At 60.6% G+C, this 20,280-nt stretch carries 16 protein-coding genes; 9 read left to right on the top strand and 7 right to left on the bottom strand.

Annotated elements, in window-relative coordinates:
- Positions 1 to 15: 15 nt before the first annotated feature.
- The 4 genes from TAN611_RS02610 (at position 16) to TAN611_RS02595 (ending at position 5,910) form a co-directional block, all read left to right on the top strand.
- The gene (locus TAN611_RS02610) at positions 16 to 465 is read left to right on the top strand and encodes a DNA polymerase III subunit chi (protein WP_105229579.1); all 450 of its coding nucleotides are present in this window, start codon (positions 16 to 18) and stop codon (positions 463 to 465) included.
- Between the two features lie 13 nt (positions 466 to 478).
- Positions 479 to 3,355: a valine--tRNA ligase gene (locus TAN611_RS02605; RefSeq protein ID WP_105229578.1), complete on the top strand. Its 2,877-nt coding sequence runs from the start codon at positions 479 to 481 to the stop codon at positions 3,353 to 3,355.
- A 212-nt stretch (positions 3,356 to 3,567) separates the two neighbouring features.
- Positions 3,568 to 4,071: a GNAT family N-acetyltransferase gene (locus tag TAN611_RS02600; RefSeq protein ID WP_105229577.1), complete on the top strand. Its 504-nt coding sequence runs from the start codon at positions 3,568 to 3,570 to the stop codon at positions 4,069 to 4,071.
- A 231-nt stretch (positions 4,072 to 4,302) separates the two neighbouring features.
- Positions 4,303 to 5,910 carry a GMC family oxidoreductase gene (locus TAN611_RS02595; RefSeq protein ID WP_187043739.1) on the top strand — a complete coding sequence of 536 codons (1,608 nt, stop codon included), beginning with the start codon at positions 4,303 to 4,305 and terminating at the stop codon, positions 5,908 to 5,910.
- Here TAN611_RS02595 and TAN611_RS02590 read toward each other — a convergent pair.
- Complete coding sequence (locus TAN611_RS02590) at positions 5,907 to 6,668, bottom strand: tRNA isopentenyl-2-thiomethyl-A-37 hydroxylase MiaE (protein WP_105229575.1); 762 nt, start codon at positions 6,666 to 6,668, stop codon at positions 5,907 to 5,909. The two genes, TAN611_RS02595 and TAN611_RS02590, sit on opposite strands and share 4 nt — an antisense overlap.
- 56 nt (positions 6,669 to 6,724) lie before the next feature.
- A complete protein-coding gene (gene rraB / locus TAN611_RS02585) occupies positions 6,725 to 7,147 on the bottom strand; it encodes a ribonuclease E inhibitor RraB (RefSeq protein WP_105229574.1) in 423 nt (140 codons plus the stop codon).
- A 163-nt stretch (positions 7,148 to 7,310) separates the two neighbouring features.
- On the opposite strand from rraB, the gene argF reads away from it, so the two are divergent.
- The 5 genes from argF to TAN611_RS02560 all read left to right on the top strand — a co-directional run bounded on the left by argF (position 7,311) and on the right by TAN611_RS02560 (position 13,873).
- Positions 7,311 to 8,330, top strand: coding sequence for an ornithine carbamoyltransferase (gene argF, locus TAN611_RS02580; RefSeq protein ID WP_111737832.1), 1,020 nt, complete (start codon positions 7,311 to 7,313; stop codon positions 8,328 to 8,330).
- Between the two features lie 399 nt (positions 8,331 to 8,729).
- On the top strand, positions 8,730 to 9,665 hold the full coding sequence (gene pyrB / locus TAN611_RS02575) for an aspartate carbamoyltransferase (RefSeq protein WP_105229572.1): 936 nt from the start codon (positions 8,730 to 8,732) through the stop codon (positions 9,663 to 9,665).
- A 12-nt stretch (positions 9,666 to 9,677) separates the two neighbouring features.
- Positions 9,678 to 10,142, top strand: a complete 465-nt coding sequence (gene pyrI, locus TAN611_RS02570; protein ID WP_105229571.1) for an aspartate carbamoyltransferase regulatory subunit — start codon at positions 9,678 to 9,680, stop codon at positions 10,140 to 10,142.
- A gap of 145 nt (positions 10,143 to 10,287) precedes the next feature.
- A complete protein-coding gene (gene ridA, locus TAN611_RS02565) occupies positions 10,288 to 10,674 on the top strand; it encodes a 2-iminobutanoate/2-iminopropanoate deaminase (protein ID WP_105229570.1) in 387 nt (128 codons plus the stop codon).
- 298 nt (positions 10,675 to 10,972) lie between these two features.
- The gene (locus TAN611_RS02560; protein ID WP_238404498.1) at positions 10,973 to 13,873 is read left to right on the top strand and encodes an amino acid adenylation domain-containing protein; all 2,901 of its coding nucleotides are present in this window, start codon (positions 10,973 to 10,975) and stop codon (positions 13,871 to 13,873) included.
- 35 nt (positions 13,874 to 13,908) lie between these two features.
- On the opposite strand, the gene TAN611_RS02555 is transcribed toward TAN611_RS02560, so the two are convergent.
- The 5 genes from TAN611_RS02555 to TAN611_RS02535 form a co-directional block, all read right to left on the bottom strand.
- Entirely contained in the window at positions 13,909 to 16,299 is a 2,391-nt protein-coding gene (locus tag TAN611_RS02555; protein ID WP_203067228.1) for a beta-N-acetylhexosaminidase, read from the bottom strand.
- Positions 16,300 to 16,455: 156 nt separating this feature from the next.
- Positions 16,456 to 17,133 (bottom strand): SDR family NAD(P)-dependent oxidoreductase, encoded by a 678-nt coding sequence (locus tag TAN611_RS02550; RefSeq protein WP_187043742.1) that lies wholly within the window; start codon positions 17,131 to 17,133, stop codon positions 16,456 to 16,458.
- Complete coding sequence (locus tag TAN611_RS02545) at positions 17,130 to 17,594, bottom strand: YhcH/YjgK/YiaL family protein (RefSeq protein ID WP_187043743.1); 465 nt, start codon at positions 17,592 to 17,594, stop codon at positions 17,130 to 17,132. The genes TAN611_RS02550 and TAN611_RS02545 overlap by 4 nt, the downstream gene beginning before the upstream one ends.
- Entirely contained in the window at positions 17,594 to 18,790 is a 1,197-nt protein-coding gene (locus tag TAN611_RS02540) for an exo-alpha-sialidase (RefSeq protein WP_203067227.1), read from the bottom strand. Before TAN611_RS02540 ends, TAN611_RS02545 begins: the two co-directional genes overlap by 1 nt.
- A gap of 1 nt (position 18,791) precedes the next feature.
- Positions 18,792 to 20,207, bottom strand: coding sequence for a sodium:solute symporter family protein (locus TAN611_RS02535; protein ID WP_187043745.1), 1,416 nt, complete (start codon positions 20,205 to 20,207; stop codon positions 18,792 to 18,794).
- Between the last annotated feature and the right edge of the window lie 73 nt (positions 20,208 to 20,280).

The following is a 20,280-nucleotide window of genomic DNA, read 5'->3' as shown; positions in this document are numbered from 1 at the left end:
CAGCGGTGGACCCAGATGAAACAGGCGACGTTTTACTTGCTCGACAATGCAGACCCGGCGGGCGCGCTCAGCGCACACGAGGCCGTGGCCTGCACCGTGGCTGCCGACGCCTTCCGCGCCGGCAAACGGGTGCTGATCGCCTGTGAAAGTCAGGAACAGGCCATCCGGCTGGATGAAGCGCTGTGGCAACGCGATCCGCACCAGTTTGTACCGCACAACCTGGCAGGCGAAGGGCCGCACTACGGCGCGCCGGTGGAGCTGTGCTGGCCCGGCAAGCGCGGCAACGCCCCGCGCGATCTGCTGATCGCCCTGCTGCCGCAGTTTGCGGACTTTGCCACCGCTTTCCATGAAGTGGTAGACTTTGTCCCTTATGAAGAAACCTTAAAACAGTTGGCGCGCGACCGATACAAAGCCTATCGCAGCGTCGGCTTCCAATTGACCACGGCAACGCCGCCAACTCACTGAATTACGAAATAAAATGGAAAAGACAAACAGTCAGCTCGATACCGCCTACAACCCGTCCCAGATCGAACAGAAACTGTACGATCACTGGGAGAGCCAAGGTTACTTCAAGCCCAATGGCGATACCAGCCAGGAAAGCTTCTGCATCATGATCCCGCCGCCGAACGTCACCGGCAGCCTGCACATGGGTCACGCTTTCCAGCAGACCATCATGGACACCATGATCCGCTACCAGCGCATGCAGGGTAAAAACACCCTGTGGCAGGCGGGCACCGACCACGCCGGCATCGCCACCCAGATGGTGGTGGAGCGCAAAATCGCCGCGGAAGAAGGCAAAACCCGCCACGATTACGGCCGCGACGCGTTTATCGACAAAATCTGGCAGTGGAAGGCGGAATCCGGCGGCACCATCACCCGCCAGATGCGCCGCCTCGGCAACTCGGTAGACTGGGAGCGCGAGCGCTTCACCATGGACGACGGCCTGTCCAACGCGGTGAAGGAAGTGTTTGTCCGCCTGTACAATGAAGACCTGATCTACCGCGGCAAGCGCCTGGTGAACTGGGATCCGAAGCTGCGCACCGCCATCTCCGATCTGGAAGTGGAAAACCGCGAATCCAAAGGTTCCATGTGGCACCTGCGCTACCCGCTGGCCGACGGCGCGAAAACCGCCGAAGGTAAAGACTACCTGATCGTCGCCACCACCCGCCCGGAAACCGTGCTGGGCGACACCGGCGTGGCGGTCAACCCGGAAGACCCGCGTTACAAAGACCTGATCGGCAAAGAGATCGTGCTGCCGCTGGTGGGCCGCCGCATCCGTATCGTCGGCGATGAGCACGCCGATATGGAAAAAGGCACCGGCTGCGTGAAAATCACCCCGGCGCACGACTTCAACGACTATGAAGTGGGCAAGCGTCACGGCCTGCCGATGATCAACATTCTGACTTTCGACGGCGATATCCGTCAGGAAGCGGAAGTGTTCGATACGCTGGGTGAAGCCAGCGACGCGTACAGCAGCGACATCCCGGCGCAGTTCCGCGGCCTGGAGCGTTTCGCCGCGCGTAAAGCCGTGGTGGCCGCCTTTGAAGAACTCGGCCTGCTGGACGAGATCAAACCGCACGACCTGACGGTGCCTTACGGCGACCGCGGCGGCGTGGTGATCGAGCCGATGCTGACCGACCAATGGTACGTGCGCACCGCGCCGCTGGCGAAAGTGGCGGTGGAAGCGGTAGAACAAGGCGATATCCAGTTCGTGCCGAAGCAGTACGAAAACATGTACTTCAGCTGGATGCGCGACATTCAGGACTGGTGCATCTCCCGTCAGCTGTGGTGGGGTCACCGCATTCCGGCCTGGTACGACGCCAACGGCAAAGTGTACGTCGGCCGTAATGAAGAAGAAGTGCGCCGCGACAACAACCTGGCGGCGGACGTGGTGCTCAGCCAGGACGAAGACGTGCTGGACACCTGGTTCTCTTCCGGCCTGTGGACCTTCTCCACCCTGGGTTGGCCGGAGCAGACCGACGCGCTGAAAACCTTCCATCCGACCAGCGTGATGGTCAGCGGCTTCGACATCATCTTCTTCTGGATCGCCCGCATGATCATGCTGACCATGCACTTTATCAAAGATGAAAACGGCAAGCCGCAGGTGCCGTTCCACACCGTCTACATGACCGGCCTGATCCGCGACGACGAAGGGCAGAAGATGTCCAAGTCCAAGGGCAACGTGATTGACCCGCTGGATATGGTCGACGGCATTTCGCTGGAAGATCTGCTGGAAAAACGCACCGGCAACATGATGCAGCCGCAGCTGGCGGAGAAAATCCGCAAGCGCACCGAGAAGCAGTTCCCGAACGGCATTGAACCGCACGGCACCGATGCCCTGCGCTTTACGCTGGCGGCGCTGGCCTCCACCGGCCGCGATATCAACTGGGATATGAAGCGTCTGGAAGGCTACCGCAACTTCTGTAACAAACTGTGGAACGCCAGCCGCTTTGTGCTGATGAACACCGAAGAGCACGACTGCGGCTTCAACGGCGGCGAGATGCAGCTGTCGCTGGCGGATCGCTGGATCCTGGCGGAATTCAACCGTACGGTGAAAGCCTACCGCGAAGCGCTGGACAGCTACCGTTTCGACATCGCCGCCGGCATCCTGTACGAGTTCACCTGGAACCAGTTCTGCGACTGGTATCTGGAGCTGACCAAGCCGGTTATCAACAACGGCAGCGAGGCGGAACAGCGCGGTACGCGCAACACGCTGATCACCGTGCTGGAAGCGCTGCTGCGCCTGGCGCACCCGATCATTCCGTTTATCACCGAAACCATCTGGCAGCGCGTCAAGCTGCTGAAGGGCATCAGCGACGATACCATCATGCTGCAGCCGTTCCCGGCCTACGACACTGCGCTGGAAGATGAGCAGGCGCTGGCGGACCTGGAGTGGATCAAGCAGACCATCATCGCGGTGCGTAATATCCGCGCCGAGATGAACATCGCGCCAAGCAAAGCGCTGGAAGTGCTGCTGCGCAACGCCAACGGCGATGCCCAGCGCCGCGTGCAGGACAACCAGAACTTTATCGCCCGTCTGGCGCGTCTGGAATCCATCGCGCTGCTGCCTGCCGGCGAGAAAGGCCCGGTTTCCGTCACCAAACTGGTGGACGGCGCCGAGCTGCTGATCCCGATGGCCGGCTTTATCGACAAGGACGCGGAAATCGCGCGCCTGACGAAAGAGATGGCCAAGCTGGACGGCGAGATTGCCGCGATTGAAGGCAAGCTGGCGAACGAAGGCTTTGTCTCACGCGCGCCGGAAGCGGTCGTCGCCAAAGAGCGCGATCGTCTGGCGGCCTGCAAAGAAGGCAAGGTGAAACTGCAAGAGCAGCAGGCGACCATCGCCGCGCTGTAATCCCGCGGGCGCTGCAGCATGCGCCCTACGGATTGCCACACGCAGAACAGCGGGTTAACCCCCGCTGTTTTTTTTCGCCGTTGCATCCGCCCCGGCATCGGTGTTATTACAAACTATCAATACCGCACGGACGCTCCACCGGGAAATACGCCCGGTGCGCTTGCTGCTGGAATAAAAACAATGACGATCTTTTTTGGATGGCGAGAGCAAACATGACAACCGCAACACCCGTGCGCCTGCAGGTGCGCCCCATCACGGCGGCCGATAACGCCGCCATCGCCCAGGTGATCCGCGAGGTGTCCGCCGAGCACGGCCTCACTGCGGACAAGGGCTACACCGTTTCCGACCCGGATCTCGATGCGCTGTATCAGCTGTACAGCCGGCCGCGCAGCGCCTACTGGGTGGTGGAACTCAACGGCCAGGTGGCCGGCGGCGGCGGCGTCGCTCCGCTGCCGGGCGGCGAGGCGGACGTGTGCGAACTGCAGAAGATGTATTTCCTGCCGTCGCTGCGCGGACAGGGGCTGGCAAAACGGCTGGCGCTGCAGGCGCTGGACTTCGCCCGTGAACAGGGCTTCCTGCGCTGCTATCTGGAAACCACCGCCAGCCTGACGCAGGCCGTTGGCCTGTATCAGCACCTTGGCTTTGTCCATATCGACCATGCCATGGGCCACACCGGCCACGGCGACTGCGAAGTCACCATGCTCAAGATGCTGTAACCCCCGCCCAATGCCGCCGTGGACACCCTGCCCACGGCGAACCCATTAATATCAGAATTATTGATTTTTTCAGAAAGAAATCTGCCATATTCAATCAGTTAAATTCACGAAAAATCATTTCTTCATAATTTATTGTGATATTCATTAATAAATTAATGAAAGCATGTTTGACCGCCCTGCCGGCTGAACTACGCTGCTATCAGCGATTCGTTCAGCCAACAGGGAGTGCCTATGTCAGACAACCGTTTTGATTACATCATCGTCGGCGCCGGCTCGGCCGGCTGCGTGCTGGCGGCGCAGCTGATCCGCCGCACGCAGGCGCGGGTATTACTGCTGGAAGCCGGCGGCGACGACAATAATCTGTTTATCAAAATGCCGGCCGGGGTGGCGAAGATTATCGCCAAGAAAAGCTGGCCCTATGAAACCGAACCGGAACCGCACGCCAATAACCGGCGCATGCAGATCGCCCAGGGGAAAGTGCTGGGCGGCAGCAGCTCGGTCAACGGCATGATCTATATCCGCGGCCAGCAGCAGGACTTCGACGCGTGGGAGCAACAGTACGGCTGCCACGGCTGGGGCTACCGCGATGTGCTGCCTTATTTCAAACGCGCGGAGGCCAACGAAAGCCTGTGCGGCGAATTTCACGGTGACGACGGGCTGCTGCCGGTCAGTGAAAACCGCTATCGCCACCCGCTCAGCATGGCGTTTATCCGCGCCGGGCAGGAGCTGAACCTGCCCTATCGCAACGACTTCAACGGCGACAGCCAGCACGGTGTCGGTTTCTACCAGACCACCACCCGCAACGGCGAACGCGCCAGCACCGCGCGCACCTACCTGCAGGCGGTGCGTGACCAGCAGCGGCTGGTGGTGAAACTCAACGCGCTGGCGCACCGGGTGATTATTGAAGACAACGTCGCCCGCGGCGTGGTGTACAGCCAGAACGGCGGCGCGGAGGTGAGCGCCTTCGCCGAACGGGAGGTGATTATCAGCGCCGGCGCGGTCGGCTCACCCAAACTGCTGATGCTGTCGGGCATCGGCCCGCGCACGCACCTGGAATCGCTGGGCATCACGCCGCTGGCCGACCTGCCGGTAGGCAAAAACTTCCACGACCATTTGCATATGTCGATCAACGCCAGCACCCGGCAGCCGGTCAGCCTGTTCGGCGCCGACCGCGGCCTGCAGGCGCTGCGCCACGGCGCGCAGTGGCTGGCGTTCCGCAGCGGCGTGCTGACCTCCAATATCCTGGAAGGCGCGGCCTTTGCCGACAGCCGCGGCGGCGATCGTCCCGACGTACAGGTGCACTTCCTGCCGCTGCTCGACGGCTGGGACGATGTGCCGGGCGAACCGCTGCCCGAAACCCACGGTATTACGCTGAAGGTCGGCTACCTGCAGCCGAAGGCGCGCGGCGAGGTACTGCTGCGCAGCCGCAACCCGGCCGATGCGGTCAAGCTGCACGCCAACTACCTTGGCCACCCGGAAGACCTGGCCGGCTGCGTGCGCGCGGTAAAATTCGGCCTGCGTTTTCTGCAGACCGCGGCGCTGAAGCCATTAGTCAAAGAGGTGCTGATGCCGCAGCCGGACTGGCAGCGCGATGACGCGCAGCTGGAGGAGTTTGTGCGCAACTTCTGTAAAACGGTGTATCACCCGGTGGGCAGCTGCCGCATGGGGCAGCACGCCACGGATTCGGTCACCGATCTGCAGCTGCGGGTGCATGGTTTTGAGCGGCTGAGAGTGGTCGACGGTTCAGTGATGCCGCAGGTTACCAGCGGCAACACCAATGCGCCGACCATCATGCTGGCCGAGAAGGCCGTCGATCTGATCCTCGGCGCGCCGGATTAAGCCGGCAGGCCGCTGTGGAAGCGGAACTCGCTGTCCGGCGACAGGATCAGATCCGCTTCGAGACGGCCGAAGTAGGCGACGCGCTCGCTGATATCTTCCTCGCCGGCGATCTGCTGCGCCAGCGTCAGGTAATCCTGATAGTGGCGCGCTTCCGAACGCAGCAGCGACAGGTAGAAACGGTGCAGCTCGTCGTCCAGATGCGGCGCCAGCTTGGCAAAGCGCTCACAGGAGCGGGCCTCGATATAGGCGCCGCAGATCAGTTTATCGATCAACGTCGCCGGATCGTGGGTGCGCACCTCGCGGATCATCCGCTTGGCGTAACGGCTGGCGGTAATCTTCTTATAGGCAATGCCGCGCGACTGCATAATTCCCAGCACCTGAGAAAAGTGGTGCAGCTCTTCTTTAATCAGCAGCACCATTTTATCCACCAGATCCTGGCCGTAGGCGGAGCCCTGCTTCGGCAGCAGTTTCCGGGTGAACTGGCTCTGGTTGAACAGCGCGTCCGGCACGCCCTGCTCTTCATGCACAAACGTCTCATACGGCTTCAGCAGCGCCAGCAGCGCATCGCCGCTCGCCTTGTCCACCACGTAGCGGCGGATCAGCCACATGCCGGTCTGGGCGGCCTTAAGCTCGCACACCAGATGGTCGGTCAGCAGCAGCGACAGGTTTTCCGGCCGGCGCGCGGCGTCGATCCAGCCGTCCGGGGTTTCACAGTGCAGAAAAGAGAGAATCGGGGCAAGTAACGATGGGTAATTCATAAGATCTTCAAAGGCCGGCGGGAGCCGGCCCTACAGAGTGGTTAACAGGGAAACGATCAGTGGCGCTTGCCGTCGTCGTCTTCGTCGATAAATTCGCCGTCTTCTTCGTCGCCGTCTTCGCCGTCCGGGTCTTCAAAATAGGTGCCCCAGCCGTCGTAGTTAACGCCGCATTTTTCCGCCAGCGCCACCAGTTGCTCAACCTGCGCGTCGATCACGTCCGGGTTCAGGCCCACTTCGCTGATCACGTCGCAGCACATCAGCACCTGGCCGTCTTCCACTTCCAGCTCTTCGGCGTCGGTCACTTCGTAGCCCAGTTTGAAGGCTTCCACCGCGGCCTTCTCCAGAATTTCAAACTTTTCGGCAGAGAAATGGTGCTCGATGGTGTAGAGTGCGTCCGGATCGCTGCCGTCTTCCAGCAGTTCTTCAATGATCAGACGCGTCTCTTCCCGTTGTTCTTCCAGCAATTCGCGGTTTGCCATGACTCTATCCTCAATAAATGGCTTTTACTCCTTCTATTTTCACACAGCGTCGGCGCCGCTGCCACGTTAATCACGAAAGATTTCCGCCCCGGGGTTGAATTTGAATATTCATACATATAAAGTGAATTTTAATTCAAAAATAGACAATAAAGGATACCTGGCAATGAGCAGCATAAACCCTTTTTACCAGCGGCATTTTTTACGCTTGATGGATTTCACCCCGGCAGAGCTGCAGGCGCTGCTGCAGCTGGCCGCCGATCTGAAACAGGCAAAAAAGCAGGGTCGTGAAACCCGCCGTCTGCAGGGGAAAAATATTGCGCTCATCTTTGAAAAAGACTCCACCCGCACCCGCTGCGCGTTTGAGGTCGCCGCGTTCGATCAGGGCGCGCAGGTCACTTATCTCGGCCCGAGCGGCAGCCAGATCGGCCATAAAGAGTCGATGAAAGACACCGCCCGGGTGCTGGGGCGCATGTATGACGGTATTCAGTACCGCGGCTACGGCCAGCCGCTGGTGGAAACGCTGGCGCACTACGCCGGCGTGCCGGTCTGGAACGGCCTGACCGATGAGTTCCACCCGACCCAACTGCTCGCCGACCTGCTGACGGTGCAGGAACACCTGCCGGGCAAACCGCTGTCGGCGGTGAAGTTCGCCTACCTCGGCGATGCACGCAACAACATGGGCAATACACTGCTGGAAGCGGCGGCGCTGACGGGTATGGATCTGCGTCTGGTAGCGCCCAAGGCCTGCTGGCCGCAGGCGGAACTGGTGGCGGAGTGCCAGGCGCTGGCCGAACGCCAGGGCGGTAAAATTACCCTGACCGAAGATATCGCCGTCGGGGTGAAAGACGCCGACTTCCTGTATACCGACGTCTGGGTATCGATGGGCGAACCAAAGGAAGTGTGGCAGGAACGCATCGCGCTGCTCAAACCTTATCAGGTCAATATGGCGATGCTGCGCCAGACCGGCAACCCGCAGGTCAAGTTCCTGCACTGCCTGCCGGCGTTCCACGACGACCAGACCACGCTCGGCAAACAGATGGCCGAGCAGTACGGCCTGTACGGCGGCATGGAGGTCACCGACGAGGTGTTTGAGTCGCCGCACAGCATCGTGTTCGATCAGGCGGAGAACCGTCTGCACACCATCAAGGCGGTGATGGTCGCCACCCTGAGCCGTGAAGGGTAAGAAAACGATCCCTTTCGCCTGATTTAGGCTAAGCTCAACACCATATTGCCGGGGCGCGTCACGCACGGGCAATGGGAGAGCGGGTTGCGGCCCGCTCTCCCTTTTCCGTTTTTTCCTGCCGGCCAATCGATTGCTAAAATCCCTTTTTAACGTTTGCAGCGGCGTCCGTCGCGGGTATAATGCGCGGCAATTTGCCAGGAGAAAGCATGAACAACAGCATCACTTTTGCACCGCAAAACCGGCTGCCAATCGGCGGTCAGCTGGCGTTCTTTCTCCTGTTGCCGGATCGATCTTATTAAAAGGCCCCTCGTTGAGGGGCTTTTTTTTGCCTGCAAGACAGAGCAACACCGCGTTTGTTAACCGCCCCGCGCCACGGGCATGCGTCGAGGAGAGTGAAAAATGGCCAACCCGCTGTATCACAAAAACATCATCTCTATTAACGATCTCAGCCGTGAAGATCTGGAACTGGTGCTGCGCACCGCCGCCAGTCTGAAGGCGCACCCGCAGCCGGAACTGCTGAAGCACAAGGTCATCGCCAGCTGTTTCTTCGAGGCCTCGACCCGCACCCGCCTGTCGTTTGAAACCGCCATTCAGCGCCTGGGCGCCTCGGTGGTCGGCTTTTCCGACAGCAGCAACACCTCCCTCGGCAAAAAAGGCGAAACGCTGTCCGACACCATTTCCGTCATCAGCACCTACGTCGACGCGATTGTGATGCGCCACCCGCAGGAGGGCGCGGCGCGCCTGGCCTCCGACTTCTCCGGCAATATCCCGGTGCTTAACGCCGGCGACGGCGCCAACCAGCACCCGACGCAAACGCTGCTGGACCTGTTCACCATTCAGGAAACGCAGGGGCGGCTGAGCAATATCAACATCGCCATGGTCGGCGACCTGAAGTACGGCCGCACGGTGCATTCCCTGACCCAGGCGCTGGCCAAGTTCGAAGGCAACCGCTTCTATTTCATCGCCCCGGACGCGCTGGCGATGCCGGGCTATATCCTGAAGATGCTGGAGGAGAAAGGCATCGCCTACAGCCTGCACAACAGCATTGAGGAAGTGGTGCCGCAGCTGGATATTCTGTATATGACGCGCGTGCAGAAAGAACGCCTCGACCCGTCGGAATACGCCAACGTGAAGGCGCAGTTCGTGCTGCGCGCCGCCGATCTGGCCGGCGCGCGCGACAATATGAAGGTGCTGCACCCGCTGCCGCGCATCGATGAAATCACCATCGACGTCGATAACACGCCGCACGCCTACTACTTCCAGCAGGCGGGCAACGGCATTTTCGCCCGGCAGGCGCTGCTGGCGCTGGTATTAACCGCAGAACTGGACTTTTAAGGGGGAACCGTCATGACGCACGATAACAAACTGCAGGTTGAAGCCATCAAATGCGGCACGGTGATCGACCACATTCCGGCGCAGGTCGGCTTTAAGTTGCTGACCCTGTTCAAACTGACCGCCACCGACCAGCGCATCACCATCGGCCTGAACCTGCCTTCGAAAGAACTGGGGCATAAAGATCTGATCAAGATTGAGAACACCTTCCTGACCGAACAGCAGGCCAACCAGCTGGCGATGTACGCGCCGAAGGCCACGGTCAACCGTATCGACAATTATGAAGTGGTGCACAAGCTGACCCCCAGCCTGCCGGACCATATCGACGGCGTGCTGACCTGCCCGAACAGCAACTGCATCAGCCGCAGCGAGCCGGTGCCTTCCAGCTTCAGCGTAAAATCCCGCGCCGACGCGGTGCACCTGCAGTGCCGCTACTGCGAAAAAGAGTTTGAGCATCAGGTGGTGCTGCAGGCCGGATAAAATTTAGCGTTTCATGTCGGGCGTCCGCTGTTCATCTGCCGGCGACGCCCTATAATGGGGTTTCCGAAGCTCTCTACCCACGTTGATACCTGACGGATTTTCGCCGCAGCGCGGCCTAAACCCGCAGGGAAAATCAGGAGAAAACATGTCACGTAACATCAGCACTGAACTCGCACCGGCAGCCATTGGTCCTTACGTGCAGGGCGTTGACCTGGGCAGCATGATCATCACTTCCGGCCAGATCCCGGTCGATCCGAAAACCGGCGCCGTAGCCGACGACATCGCCGCGCAGGCACGCCAGTCGCTGGAAAACGTGCAGGCGATCGTCGAAGCCGCCGGCCTGAAGGTCGCCGACATCGTTAAAACCACCGTGTTCGTCAAAGATCTCAACGATTTCGCCACCGTGAACGCCACCTACGAGGCGTTCTTCAGCGAGCACAATGCGCCGTTCCCGGCCCGCTCCTGCGTGGAAGTAGCGCGTCTGCCAAAAGACGTGAAGATTGAAATCGAAGCGATTGCCGTGCGTCGTTAATTCTGACGGCAAGCTAAATTTACAGCGGTCGGCTTATGCCGGCCGTTTTATTTTATAGGATAATTATTACTTCCTTTAAAACAAGCAGTAATACAATTTACCACTAAATTTAATTTAAATTTACCAAAGCTAGCTATAATTAATTTTCGTCCGGCCGGGCAGCATCACTCCATTATCTCTTTATACCCATATTTGCTATCAGGAGAGAACCATGGCCCATCACGTATTGGATGCATTTATCCAACAGGTTTCCACGTTTCCAAATAGCCCGGCAATTATAGATAAAGACGAAAATATAATGAGTTATCAACAGCTCGATACGCTCAGCGATCGTCTGTGCGCCTTGCTACAACAGTCTGGCATCGGCCCCGGCGATCTAGTTCCGCTGCTGGCACAGCGTACGCCGCAGCTGATTATCGGCATACTGGCGATTGTCAAAACCGGCGCCGCTTATATTCCTCTGGACAGCAGCTATCCTGAACAACGGATCAAATACATTATCGAACAAAGCCGCTCACCAATTATATTGTCCGATCATAAACATAATACTAAAATAAATCAGTACGACAGCGAGAAAATAATTCACATCGATACTATTCCAAACAACATAGTATTAAATAGTCGACAGGTTGATATTCCGCAGCACACGCTGGCGTATGTTATTTTTACCTCCGGCACTACCGGCACGCCAAAAGGCGTGATGGTCGAACACCATTCGCTGTGGAATATCATCCGCTGGCACAATCAACAATTCGCCATGGACGCCGACTGCCGCACCACGCTGAACGCCGGCATCGGTTTTGACGTCGCGCAATGGGAGATTTGGTCGGCGCTGACCAGCGGCGCCGCGCTGTGCCTGCCTGCGGAAGATCTGCGCCTGCAGCCCGCCGCACTGCTGCAGTTTTTTGCCGACCGACGGCTGACCCACGCCTTTGTGCCGACGGTGCTGGTGCCGGATGTGGTGCGCGCCGACAAGCCGGCGCAACTGGTGCTGCGCTACCTGTTCACCGCCGGCGAAAAACTCGCCCCGCTCGACCCAACGCCGCTCGGCAGCCCGCTGATTGACTACTACGGCCCGACCGAAACGACCATCTTCGCCACCTATAATTCGCTCACCTGCGCCGCCGATGCCGCCACCGCCAGCATCGGCCGCCCGGTCACCGACACGGAAATCTTTATTCTGGATGAACAGCTGCAACCAGTCAGCGGCGATACGCCCGGCGAACTGTTTATCGGCGGCAGTTGCCTGGCGCGCGGCTATCTGCATAACCCGCAGCTCACGGCCGAAAAATTTCTCCAGCCCGCCGGGTTTAACGGTAAACGCCTGTACCGCAGCGGTGACCGTGCCCGCTGGCTGGCGGACGGTCGTATTCAGTTCCTCGGCCGGCTGGACGATCAGATCAAGATCCGCGGCAACCGCATCGAACTAGGCGAGATTGAGAGCGTGATAATGCAGACGCCCGGCGTCAACGCGGCGGTCGCGCTGGTGACGAATCCAGAGCATGCCATCGATAAAAAAATTATCGCCTGCCTGGTGGCCGACACCGCCCAGCCAGCGCTGATTGAGGCCGTAAAAGCACGGCTAAAAAAGACACTCCCATCTTACTTCCTGCCGGCCGATTACCTGCTGCTGCCGCGTTTGCCGCTTAACGCCAACGGTAAAACCGACAAGGCGGCGCTGCTGACACACTACGCCGCCAACCGCACTGCCGGCGACGACGCCCTGCCGAACGCCGCACAGGAACAGGTCGCCGCCGTCTGGCGCGAGCTGCTGGAACTCAGCACAATCGGTGCCGATGACAACTTCTTTGACGTCGGCGGCCATTCGCTGCTGGCGGCCCGGCTGGCGGAGAGCATCGGCCAACGGCTCGGGGTGAAAACCTATGTGCGCGATATTTATGAATACCCCACCGTCACCACGCTCACCACCGCGCTGGCGCAACGCGCCGGGCAGGCGCAATCGGAGCTGGACAGCGAACCGGTGCGCGCGTTGCAGGAAGATGCAAAATTAACGCCGGACGTCCATATCAATCCACACTATGAACCGCAGCAACTGACCGATCCGCGCGCCATTCTGCTGACCGGTGCCAGCGGATTTGTCGGCTCACACCTGCTGGCGGATCTGCTTGCCACGCGTCAAGCGGATATTTACTGCCTGGTGCGCGAAGGCAGCGCCGAGCAGGCCGGCAAACGCCTGGATGCGGTACTGCAAAAACACCACATCGTCCTGAGCACCGAACAGCGCAGTCGGGTATATGTCGTGCCCGGCGATCTGGCGGAACCGCATTTCGCGCTGCCCGATGAGCAGTATCAGCAGCTATGCCGACAGATCGATCTGATTTATCACTCCGCCAGCGCGGTGAACTTTATCCAGCCCTACTCCTACATGAAGCGCGACAATGTGCAGGGCCTGAACGAAGTTATCCGCTTCGCCGCTCATCTGCGCACCAAACCGCTGATGCTGCTGTCCACCATCTCCGTCTATAGCTGGGGACATCTGCACACCGGTAAACGGGTAATGCTGGAGAGTGACGACATCGACCAGAACCTGCCGGCGGTGCTCAGCGATCTTGGCTATGTGCGCAGTAAGTGGGTAATGGAAAAAATCGCCGATCTGGCGGCGCAACAAGGGTTACCGCTGATGACCTTCCGGCTGGGTTACGCCACCAGCCACAGCCAGAGCGGCGTCAGCGCCGACTATCAGTGGTGGGGACGCCTGGTGAAAACCTGCCTGAGCAGCGGCACGGTGCCTGAGCTGCATGACCTGCGCGAAGGCCTGACCACGGTGGATTATATGACGCGCACCATTGCGCATATCAGCCGTAACCCACAGGCTCTAGGGCTGAAATTCAATCTGATTCATCAGGATAGCAACAACCTGACGCTGCAGCAGTTCTTCCAGCGGCTGGAGCACTATTTCGGTTACCGCTTCCGTCAGATGCCGTACCACGACTGGCTGGCGCAGTGGCAGCATGATGAAAACGCGCCTCTGTACCCGCTGCTCAGCCTGTTTCGCGACAACATGTCGCATGGCCAGGCGGCGGTGCAACTGTATCAGAATACCTATCAGTGGGACTGCAGCAACGTGAAGCGCTTTCTGACCGGCAGCGGCATTGAGGAGCCGCGCTTCACCCGGCAGGAGCTGGAAAACTACCTGTACCGGCTCACCGGCAAAGTGCCGATCTCGCTGACGGCATAGCCAAACGGCGGGCCGGCAATGGCCCGCCCTGTTCCTCAGCGCACCGTCAGCCCGCGCAGCAGGGTTTCCAACGGATACACCGCGGCGATGATCAGCTCATCGCGCACCTGCGCCGCCGCATCCAGCTGCTGCTGGATTTGCTCCGCCTCATGCTTGCCCAGCGGCTTACCCTGCCGCCAGCGATCCAGCAGCTTCAGCCCCAGATCCGCCAGCGCGTTGACGTCCTGCGCCACCGGCGCCAGATCTTTCATCAGCACGTTGCCGCCAATCAGCCGTTTCACCGGCGCCGCGTTCTGCTGCCAGCGCAGCAGGCGGCTACGCAGCGCCTCGGCGGCCACGCGGTTATCGCGATCGCGCAGCAGCGCTTCCACCTGCTGATGCATCTCGCGCACCGCCCGGCTCTCCGGCGGCAGCGCGTCCGCCAGGCGGTTCAGCGGCTCAAACTGGTGATAGTTGCCCGCCTGAAACTTCAGATGCTGACGCGTGTAATACTGCGCCGGCTCCAGCGCTTCGGCCAGCGTCTGCAGAGGCATAATCTCGACGCTGTTGGCCAGACGGGTGAATTCACGCGCGGTTTCCGCATGCTGCTGCAGGCCGACGGACACCACCGACCAGGCGTCCACCGCCGCCAGACGGCGGTACATACTGCTCTCGTCGGTGACGTCCTGCGCCGACCACAGCCGCTCCGCCACGGCGAAGGCGCGCGGCCACAGCTTCAGGTCCAGCAGCGGCGCGCGCACGTTTTCCGCCCACAGCGCCGCCTCGCCGCCAAGAATATTGGCCTGCTGTTTGGCACCCGGCACCACCGGCATTTTACCCGCCGGCGCCGCATCCAGCCGGCTGCCGCTGGTGGGATAACGTACGTTGCCCAGCAGCGTATAGCCGCTGAGCGTGTCCTTTTTCAGGGTCAGCACCGGACGGGTATCGCCCATCCAGGTATCCAGCCGGAAGCTCACCTGCTGCGGCGTGCGCCAGACAATATCATGCAGGGCGCGGCGCGTTTTGCCGTCAAAGTCGATAAAGCCGCGCCAGCCCTGCCGGCCTTTAATCAGGGTAAAGCTGCCCGTCACCGCGCTGCCCTTCAGGCGCGGAATGTCAAAGCGCCAGCTTTGCGCCTGCTCGCCGGCCGCCACCTTTGTTTCCACGCTCAGCGGCTGCGGCAGCACCTCATTGCGGTAGTGATAGGCGGTGCTCTGCGGCTGATCGAGGTAGAAGCCGGTGGACAAAATTCCCTGATAGCCATCCTGCGCGCTTGCGCCCAGCGAGTCCGGCCCCTGCCAGGACTGGATCAGAATGGTGCGCGGCAGCGCAGGGTGATAGATCTCATCCCAGCCCACCATACGCCGCCGGTGCTGTTCGAGGATCTTTTCCAGCCGCTGGTTGAACCAGGCCTGCAGCGTATGGGCATCCGCCAGCTGATGCTGGCGCATAAACGCCTGCAGCGTTTTCGACTGCTGCCACTGGCTGGGATCGACCTCATCGCCGCCAATATGCACATAGGGATCGGGGAAGATCGTCGCCAGCTCGCCGACGATCGCATCAATAAACTGATACACCTGCTCGTTGCCGGGATCCAGCGTCGGCGCGTGCACGCCCCACTCGCGCTCCATCTGGTATGGCCCCGGCGCGCTGATCAGTTCCGGATAGGCCACCGCAATGCTGGAAGCATGGCCCGGCAGATCGATCTCCGGCACCACGCGGATGCCGCGTGCCGCGGCGTAGGCCACCACCTGCTGCATTTGTTCGCGGGTATAGAACTGGCCGTCGCTGGCCAGTTGCTGCAGCTTGGGATAACGCACGGAGGCAAAACGCCAGCCCTGATCGTCGGTCAGGTGCCAGTGGAACACGTTGAGCTTGGCCGCCGCCATGCCGTCCAGCTGGCGCAGAATATCGCCGACCGGCAGGAAATGGCGCGCCGAATCCAGCAGCACGCCGCGCCAGGCAAAGCGTGGCTTGTCGCTGATACTGACCAGCGGCAAGAAGGTGTTGTGTCCGTCGGTCTGCACCAGCTGCAGCAGGGTTTCCATGCCGCGCAGCGCGCCGAAGCGGGTGGCGGCGGTCAGCGTCGCCCCCTGCGGCGTCACCGATAATTGGTAACTTTCATCGCTGTCCGGCAGCGGCTGCGCCGAGACCTGACGTTGGATCTTCACCGTAATATTGCTGGCCTGCTGCGCCGTCGGCGGCGCCAGCGTCCAGCCGGTCTGCAGTTCCAGGCGCTGACGCCAGCGCGCCGGCGCGTCACCCAGATTATCGCCTTCAATCTTCAGGTTCAGCCGGGGCGTCAGCACCAGTTTGCCCTGCGGCTGGGCGATATCCACCTGCTGCGGCCACGGCATCAGCGGCAGTTTGCCCGCCGGCTGCGCCAGCGCGCTTAAAGGGCAAAGTAACGACGCCGCAAGCAGCGTATAACAAAGCGGTTTATGCATCGAAAATTCCTCAGAGGTGCCAGTAATCAACGAAATACAGCAAAAATAGAAGCAAAACCTGAGCATAATGTAGAGCGTGGCGCCGCTGGCAAACCGGAGGGTGAAAAGGAGGGGTGGATCACAACATCAAAGCGGGCGCTGCCGCCCGCACTCTGATTACAAGGACGCGCCGCCGCATATCACCATCTCCTGGCCGGTGATGGCGGCGGCTGGCGCCGAAAGCAGAAAAGCCACCAGCGCCGCGACTTCCTGCGGCTGAATATAGCGACCGATGGGCGGCAGTTTCGGCGGCGAACTTTGCCGGCCAGGCTGCTCCAGCATCGGGGTCTGCGTCGCGCCCGGCGCCACCACGTTGGCGGTGATGCCGCGCGGTGCCAGCTCCGCCGCCCAGCTGCGCACCATCCCCACCATCGCCGCCTTGGTCGCCGCATACTGGCTGCGTCCGGCGGCGCCCCGTGACGTCCGGCTGCCGAGCAGCACGATACGTCCGCCGGCAGACATGTTTGGCGCCAGCGTCGTCACCAGCGTTTCCGCCGCCAGTACGTGCAGCTGCCACAACCACCGGCTCGCCGCTGCGTCCAGCTCGCCGAGCGGTGCAGCATGCATCATCCCCGCCGCATGCACCACCGCCTGCGGCGGCGGCAGATCGGACAGCGTCGCCGCCAGCGCCCCGCTGTCGCACAGGTCGACCTGACGGGAACGATAGCCGGCCTGCTCCCGCACCGCGTCCCGCCGGCTGAGACCGGTCACCTGCCAGCCGTCATCCAGCAACTGCTGGACAATGGCGGCGCCTATGCCGGAGCTAGCGCCGGTTACCAGCGCATGCCGCCTCATCCGTCAGCCTCCAGCAGGTGAACAGCAACTTTAAACACCGCTTTACGCACCGGCGCCGGTTGGCCGACCGCGCACAGCGCCTGATGCGCCTCGCCGGGATAAAACACGGCAAAGTCCCCCTGTCGCAGATGCAGCCGGTGCGGCAGTTCCGGCTGCGGCACGATAAACAGATCCGGTTTTTTCTCGCTGCCGCCGACCGCCCGCCGGGGGGCGAAACGGATGATTTCCTCCCCTTCCAGCACCACCTGAATATCCAGATACTGCCGGTGATACTCCGTGTGACGGCTCTCCGGCGGGGCGGTATGCGCCACGCCGATATGGCAGAACCAACCCTCGCCCTCCAACCGCCCGTCCGCGGCGGCCATCAGCGCCGGCAGGCTGTGGGCCGGCTGGTTCAGGATGCGATACAGGCTGGCCGGCAAGCCGGGCAGCCGCAGGTCATGCAGGGTACCGGCGATCATCATGGCGCTCCTTCGCCGGTGACCCAGCGCTCATCCACACACACGTACTTAATCGCCTGGCGGAAATAGGTATAGGCAATATGCAGCCGACCATCGGCACCCTGCTTAATGCTCGGGTAAGAAAACTCCCGGTTCAGCTTTTCACGCGAGTTGTTGGTCATGCAATAGCCGTCGCCTTCATCAAGATTGCGCTGATACGGCCAACTGCGGCCGCCGTCGCGCGAGATTGCCAGCGTCATCGGCGCACGCGGCGCGCCCCAGAACGCGCTGCGGCCGTCGTCCGGCGTCGGAACCACCGCTTCCGTGCCAGCATCATCCTCCTCATCCTCAATTTCGTCATACAGCGACGCCCTGCGTTCCAGCGCGCCGCTGGCGCTCATGGCGTTAAACACCAGCGCCAGATCGCCGTTACGCAACGTGGTCAGCTGAATCGAGGAGTTATTGTTGGGCAGCGCCGTCGGCTGCGGTGCGCTCCAGCTGCGGCCACCGTCCGCCGAGCGACTCTGATAAATAAAATCGGCCCAGCGGCTGCGGAACAGCGCCAGCAGAGAGCCATCCTGCAGCAGGGTGATATTCATATGCACGCAGCCGGTGCTGTCCGGCACTACCACATCGCGCCAGGTTTTCCCCTTGTCGCCGGAAATTTTCACCGCGCTGTCGTCGTTGTTTCCCACCCATTTCTCACCTGGCATGGTGCGGCAGTAGAAGACCGGCAGCAGCCAGTCGCCGTTGTCCAGCACCACGATCGGCTGGCGGATAAAGGTGCCCGGCTGCTCCAGCAGCGTCGCGATCTCACCCCAGCTGGCGCCCAAATCGTGCGACTGACGGTAGCGCACAAAGGCCGTATCCTGGTTGCCCGACTTCTGCGCCGTCCATAACAGCCAGAGCACGTTGTCCGGATCGAGGAACAGTACCGGGTTTTGCTCTGAGCGGGATGCGTCGTCCGACAGTTTGACCGCCGGGGTCCACTGCTCCCGGCCCTGCGGCAGGCGCGAACTGTAAATAGAAATATCGGCAATGCCTTCCTGCGTGCCGGCAAACCAGACGCACAGCAGATCGCCATTGGGCAGCGGCAGCAGATTGGCGGCGTGGTTCTGCGGACACGCAGAAGGCAGCATCGCGCTCTGACGCCCGGCATCGCCCGCGACGGGGCTTACCCGTCCGGTACGTTCAACGGTGAGGGTTTCCTGACTCATATTAGGCTCCATCGTTTTGAATATTTTGTTTAACTTTCGCCCCTGCGGCCTTGCCTGGCAGCAGCATATCAATGCCCATAATCACCGCCGGCGTAATCAGCGCGATATACATGTTATTGATACCGAAAGGATCGCCCAGCAAATACCAGACGGAGGTCATCACGCAGGCGCCGATCAGCCCGGCATTGGCACCGCGCGCGCTCTTGAAGAACGGCAGATAGAACGCCACCACCGCCACCACCGAAATCGACAGGCGGATGGCGCGGGTAAAGAAAGAGAGTTTCAGCACTTCCGGCACCAGCAGCACGAAGATCAGCGGCAGGAAACCAATCAGCAGCGACAGCCAGCGCGTCATTTTGAATTCGCGCTCCGGCGTCGGATTGCGGTAAGGCACATAGAAGTCCTTCACGATCAGCGAAGCGATCGCCAGCGCCACGGTGCTGACGCTGACAAAAATCGACGCCACCAGCGATGTTGTCACCAACCCGGCCAGCCACGGGCTCATATCCTGCAAAAATACCGGCAGGGCGTACAGGCTATCGATATTCGGGTGCAGGAACTTGGCGGCGACGCCGATAATCGCGATGGCGATGGCGATCGGCAAACAGAAAAGAAAGGCAATCCAGGTGGCGCGCTTGGCCGAAGCGGCGCTTTTAGTCGAGGAGATGGCCTGGATAACAAACTGGGTGCAGAAAATCGAACCGATAGTGCCGATCAGCCAGGCCACGATGGTGCTGGCGCCGATATTGCCGTCCCAGGTCCAGTAGAAGTCCGGCATCTGCTCTACCATCGGCGTAATGCCGCCGGTCATATGCAGCGCCACCCCCAGAATCACCAGAATGCCGAAGTATTTAATGGCGCTGTGCAGCAGGGTGACCCAGGCCATCCCCTTCATGCCGCCGAAGGCGAAATAGAAGGTGCTGACCACTGCGGTAATCAACGCCGCAACCGGCAGATTAACCTTCAATACCGTGGATATCGCCGCAGCGCCGCTCACATAGTTGCCGACGTTCACCAGCAGCAGCGCGTAAATCATAATCAGCGAAATAATGTTTTTGGTGGAGTTACCGTATTTCTCGGCGATCGCGCCGGAAATCGTGATTTTCCCCGTGTTATAGATCCGTTTGACCAACAGCAGGCCGAACAGCGGGAAACCAATCGCGGCGCCGATCACTGACCATGAGGCGGCGAAACCATCCTCAAACGCCGCCTGCGCGGTGCCGATGGTCGATTTGGCGCCAATATATTCGGACATCAGCAGGACGCCGACGATAAAGGCCGGCATGGCGCGCGAGCCTTCCATAAAATCGCCGGAACTTTTACTGCGCAGCCGGTAGGTCAGCCAGGTGGTAAACAGGATATAGACCACGACGATGCTGACGATGATCAGGGTACCTTCAGCCGTAAACTCTTTCATTTTTGCCTCTCTCGGGACATGGCTTCCCCTGAGCGATGCATACATCGCCCAAAGGTTGCGTAATCGGTCGGAA

It is taken from the genome of Serratia sp. Tan611 (assembly GCF_905188235.1).
GTDB classification, from domain to species: Bacteria; Pseudomonadota; Gammaproteobacteria; order Enterobacterales; family Enterobacteriaceae; genus Serratia_B; species Serratia_B rhizosphaerae.
This window is presented reverse-complemented; position numbering and strand designations above follow the sequence as displayed.

Bases quoted from the DNA above. Each gene is read 5' to 3' on its own strand.
- TAN611_RS02610 (WP_105229579.1), top strand. From the start codon at position 16: ATGAAACAGGCGACGTTTTACTTGCTCGACAATGCAGACCCGGCGGGC.
- TAN611_RS02605 (WP_105229578.1), top strand. From the start codon at position 479: ATGGAAAAGACAAACAGTCAGCTCGATACCGCCTACAACCCGTCCCAG.
- TAN611_RS02600 (WP_105229577.1), top strand. From the start codon at position 3,568: ATGACAACCGCAACACCCGTGCGCCTGCAGGTGCGCCCCATCACGGCG.
- TAN611_RS02595 (WP_187043739.1), top strand. From the start codon at position 4,303: ATGTCAGACAACCGTTTTGATTACATCATCGTCGGCGCCGGCTCGGCC.
- TAN611_RS02590 (WP_105229575.1), bottom strand. From the start codon at position 6,668: ATGAATTACCCATCGTTACTTGCCCCGATTCTCTCTTTTCTGCACTGT.
- rraB (WP_105229574.1), bottom strand. From the start codon at position 7,147: ATGGCAAACCGCGAATTGCTGGAAGAACAACGGGAAGAGACGCGTCTG.
- argF (WP_111737832.1), top strand. From the start codon at position 7,311: ATGAGCAGCATAAACCCTTTTTACCAGCGGCATTTTTTACGCTTGATG.
- pyrB (WP_105229572.1), top strand. From the start codon at position 8,730: ATGGCCAACCCGCTGTATCACAAAAACATCATCTCTATTAACGATCTC.
- pyrI (WP_105229571.1), top strand. From the start codon at position 9,678: ATGACGCACGATAACAAACTGCAGGTTGAAGCCATCAAATGCGGCACG.
- ridA (WP_105229570.1), top strand. From the start codon at position 10,288: ATGTCACGTAACATCAGCACTGAACTCGCACCGGCAGCCATTGGTCCT.
- TAN611_RS02560 (WP_238404498.1), top strand. From the start codon at position 10,973: ATGAGTTATCAACAGCTCGATACGCTCAGCGATCGTCTGTGCGCCTTG.
- TAN611_RS02555 (WP_203067228.1), bottom strand. From the start codon at position 16,299: ATGCATAAACCGCTTTGTTATACGCTGCTTGCGGCGTCGTTACTTTGC.
- TAN611_RS02550 (WP_187043742.1), bottom strand. From the start codon at position 17,133: ATGAGGCGGCATGCGCTGGTAACCGGCGCTAGCTCCGGCATAGGCGCC.
- TAN611_RS02545 (WP_187043743.1), bottom strand. From the start codon at position 17,594: ATGATCGCCGGTACCCTGCATGACCTGCGGCTGCCCGGCTTGCCGGCC.
- TAN611_RS02540 (WP_203067227.1), bottom strand. From the start codon at position 18,790: ATGAGTCAGGAAACCCTCACCGTTGAACGTACCGGACGGGTAAGCCCC.
- TAN611_RS02535 (WP_187043745.1), bottom strand. From the start codon at position 20,207: ATGAAAGAGTTTACGGCTGAAGGTACCCTGATCATCGTCAGCATCGTC.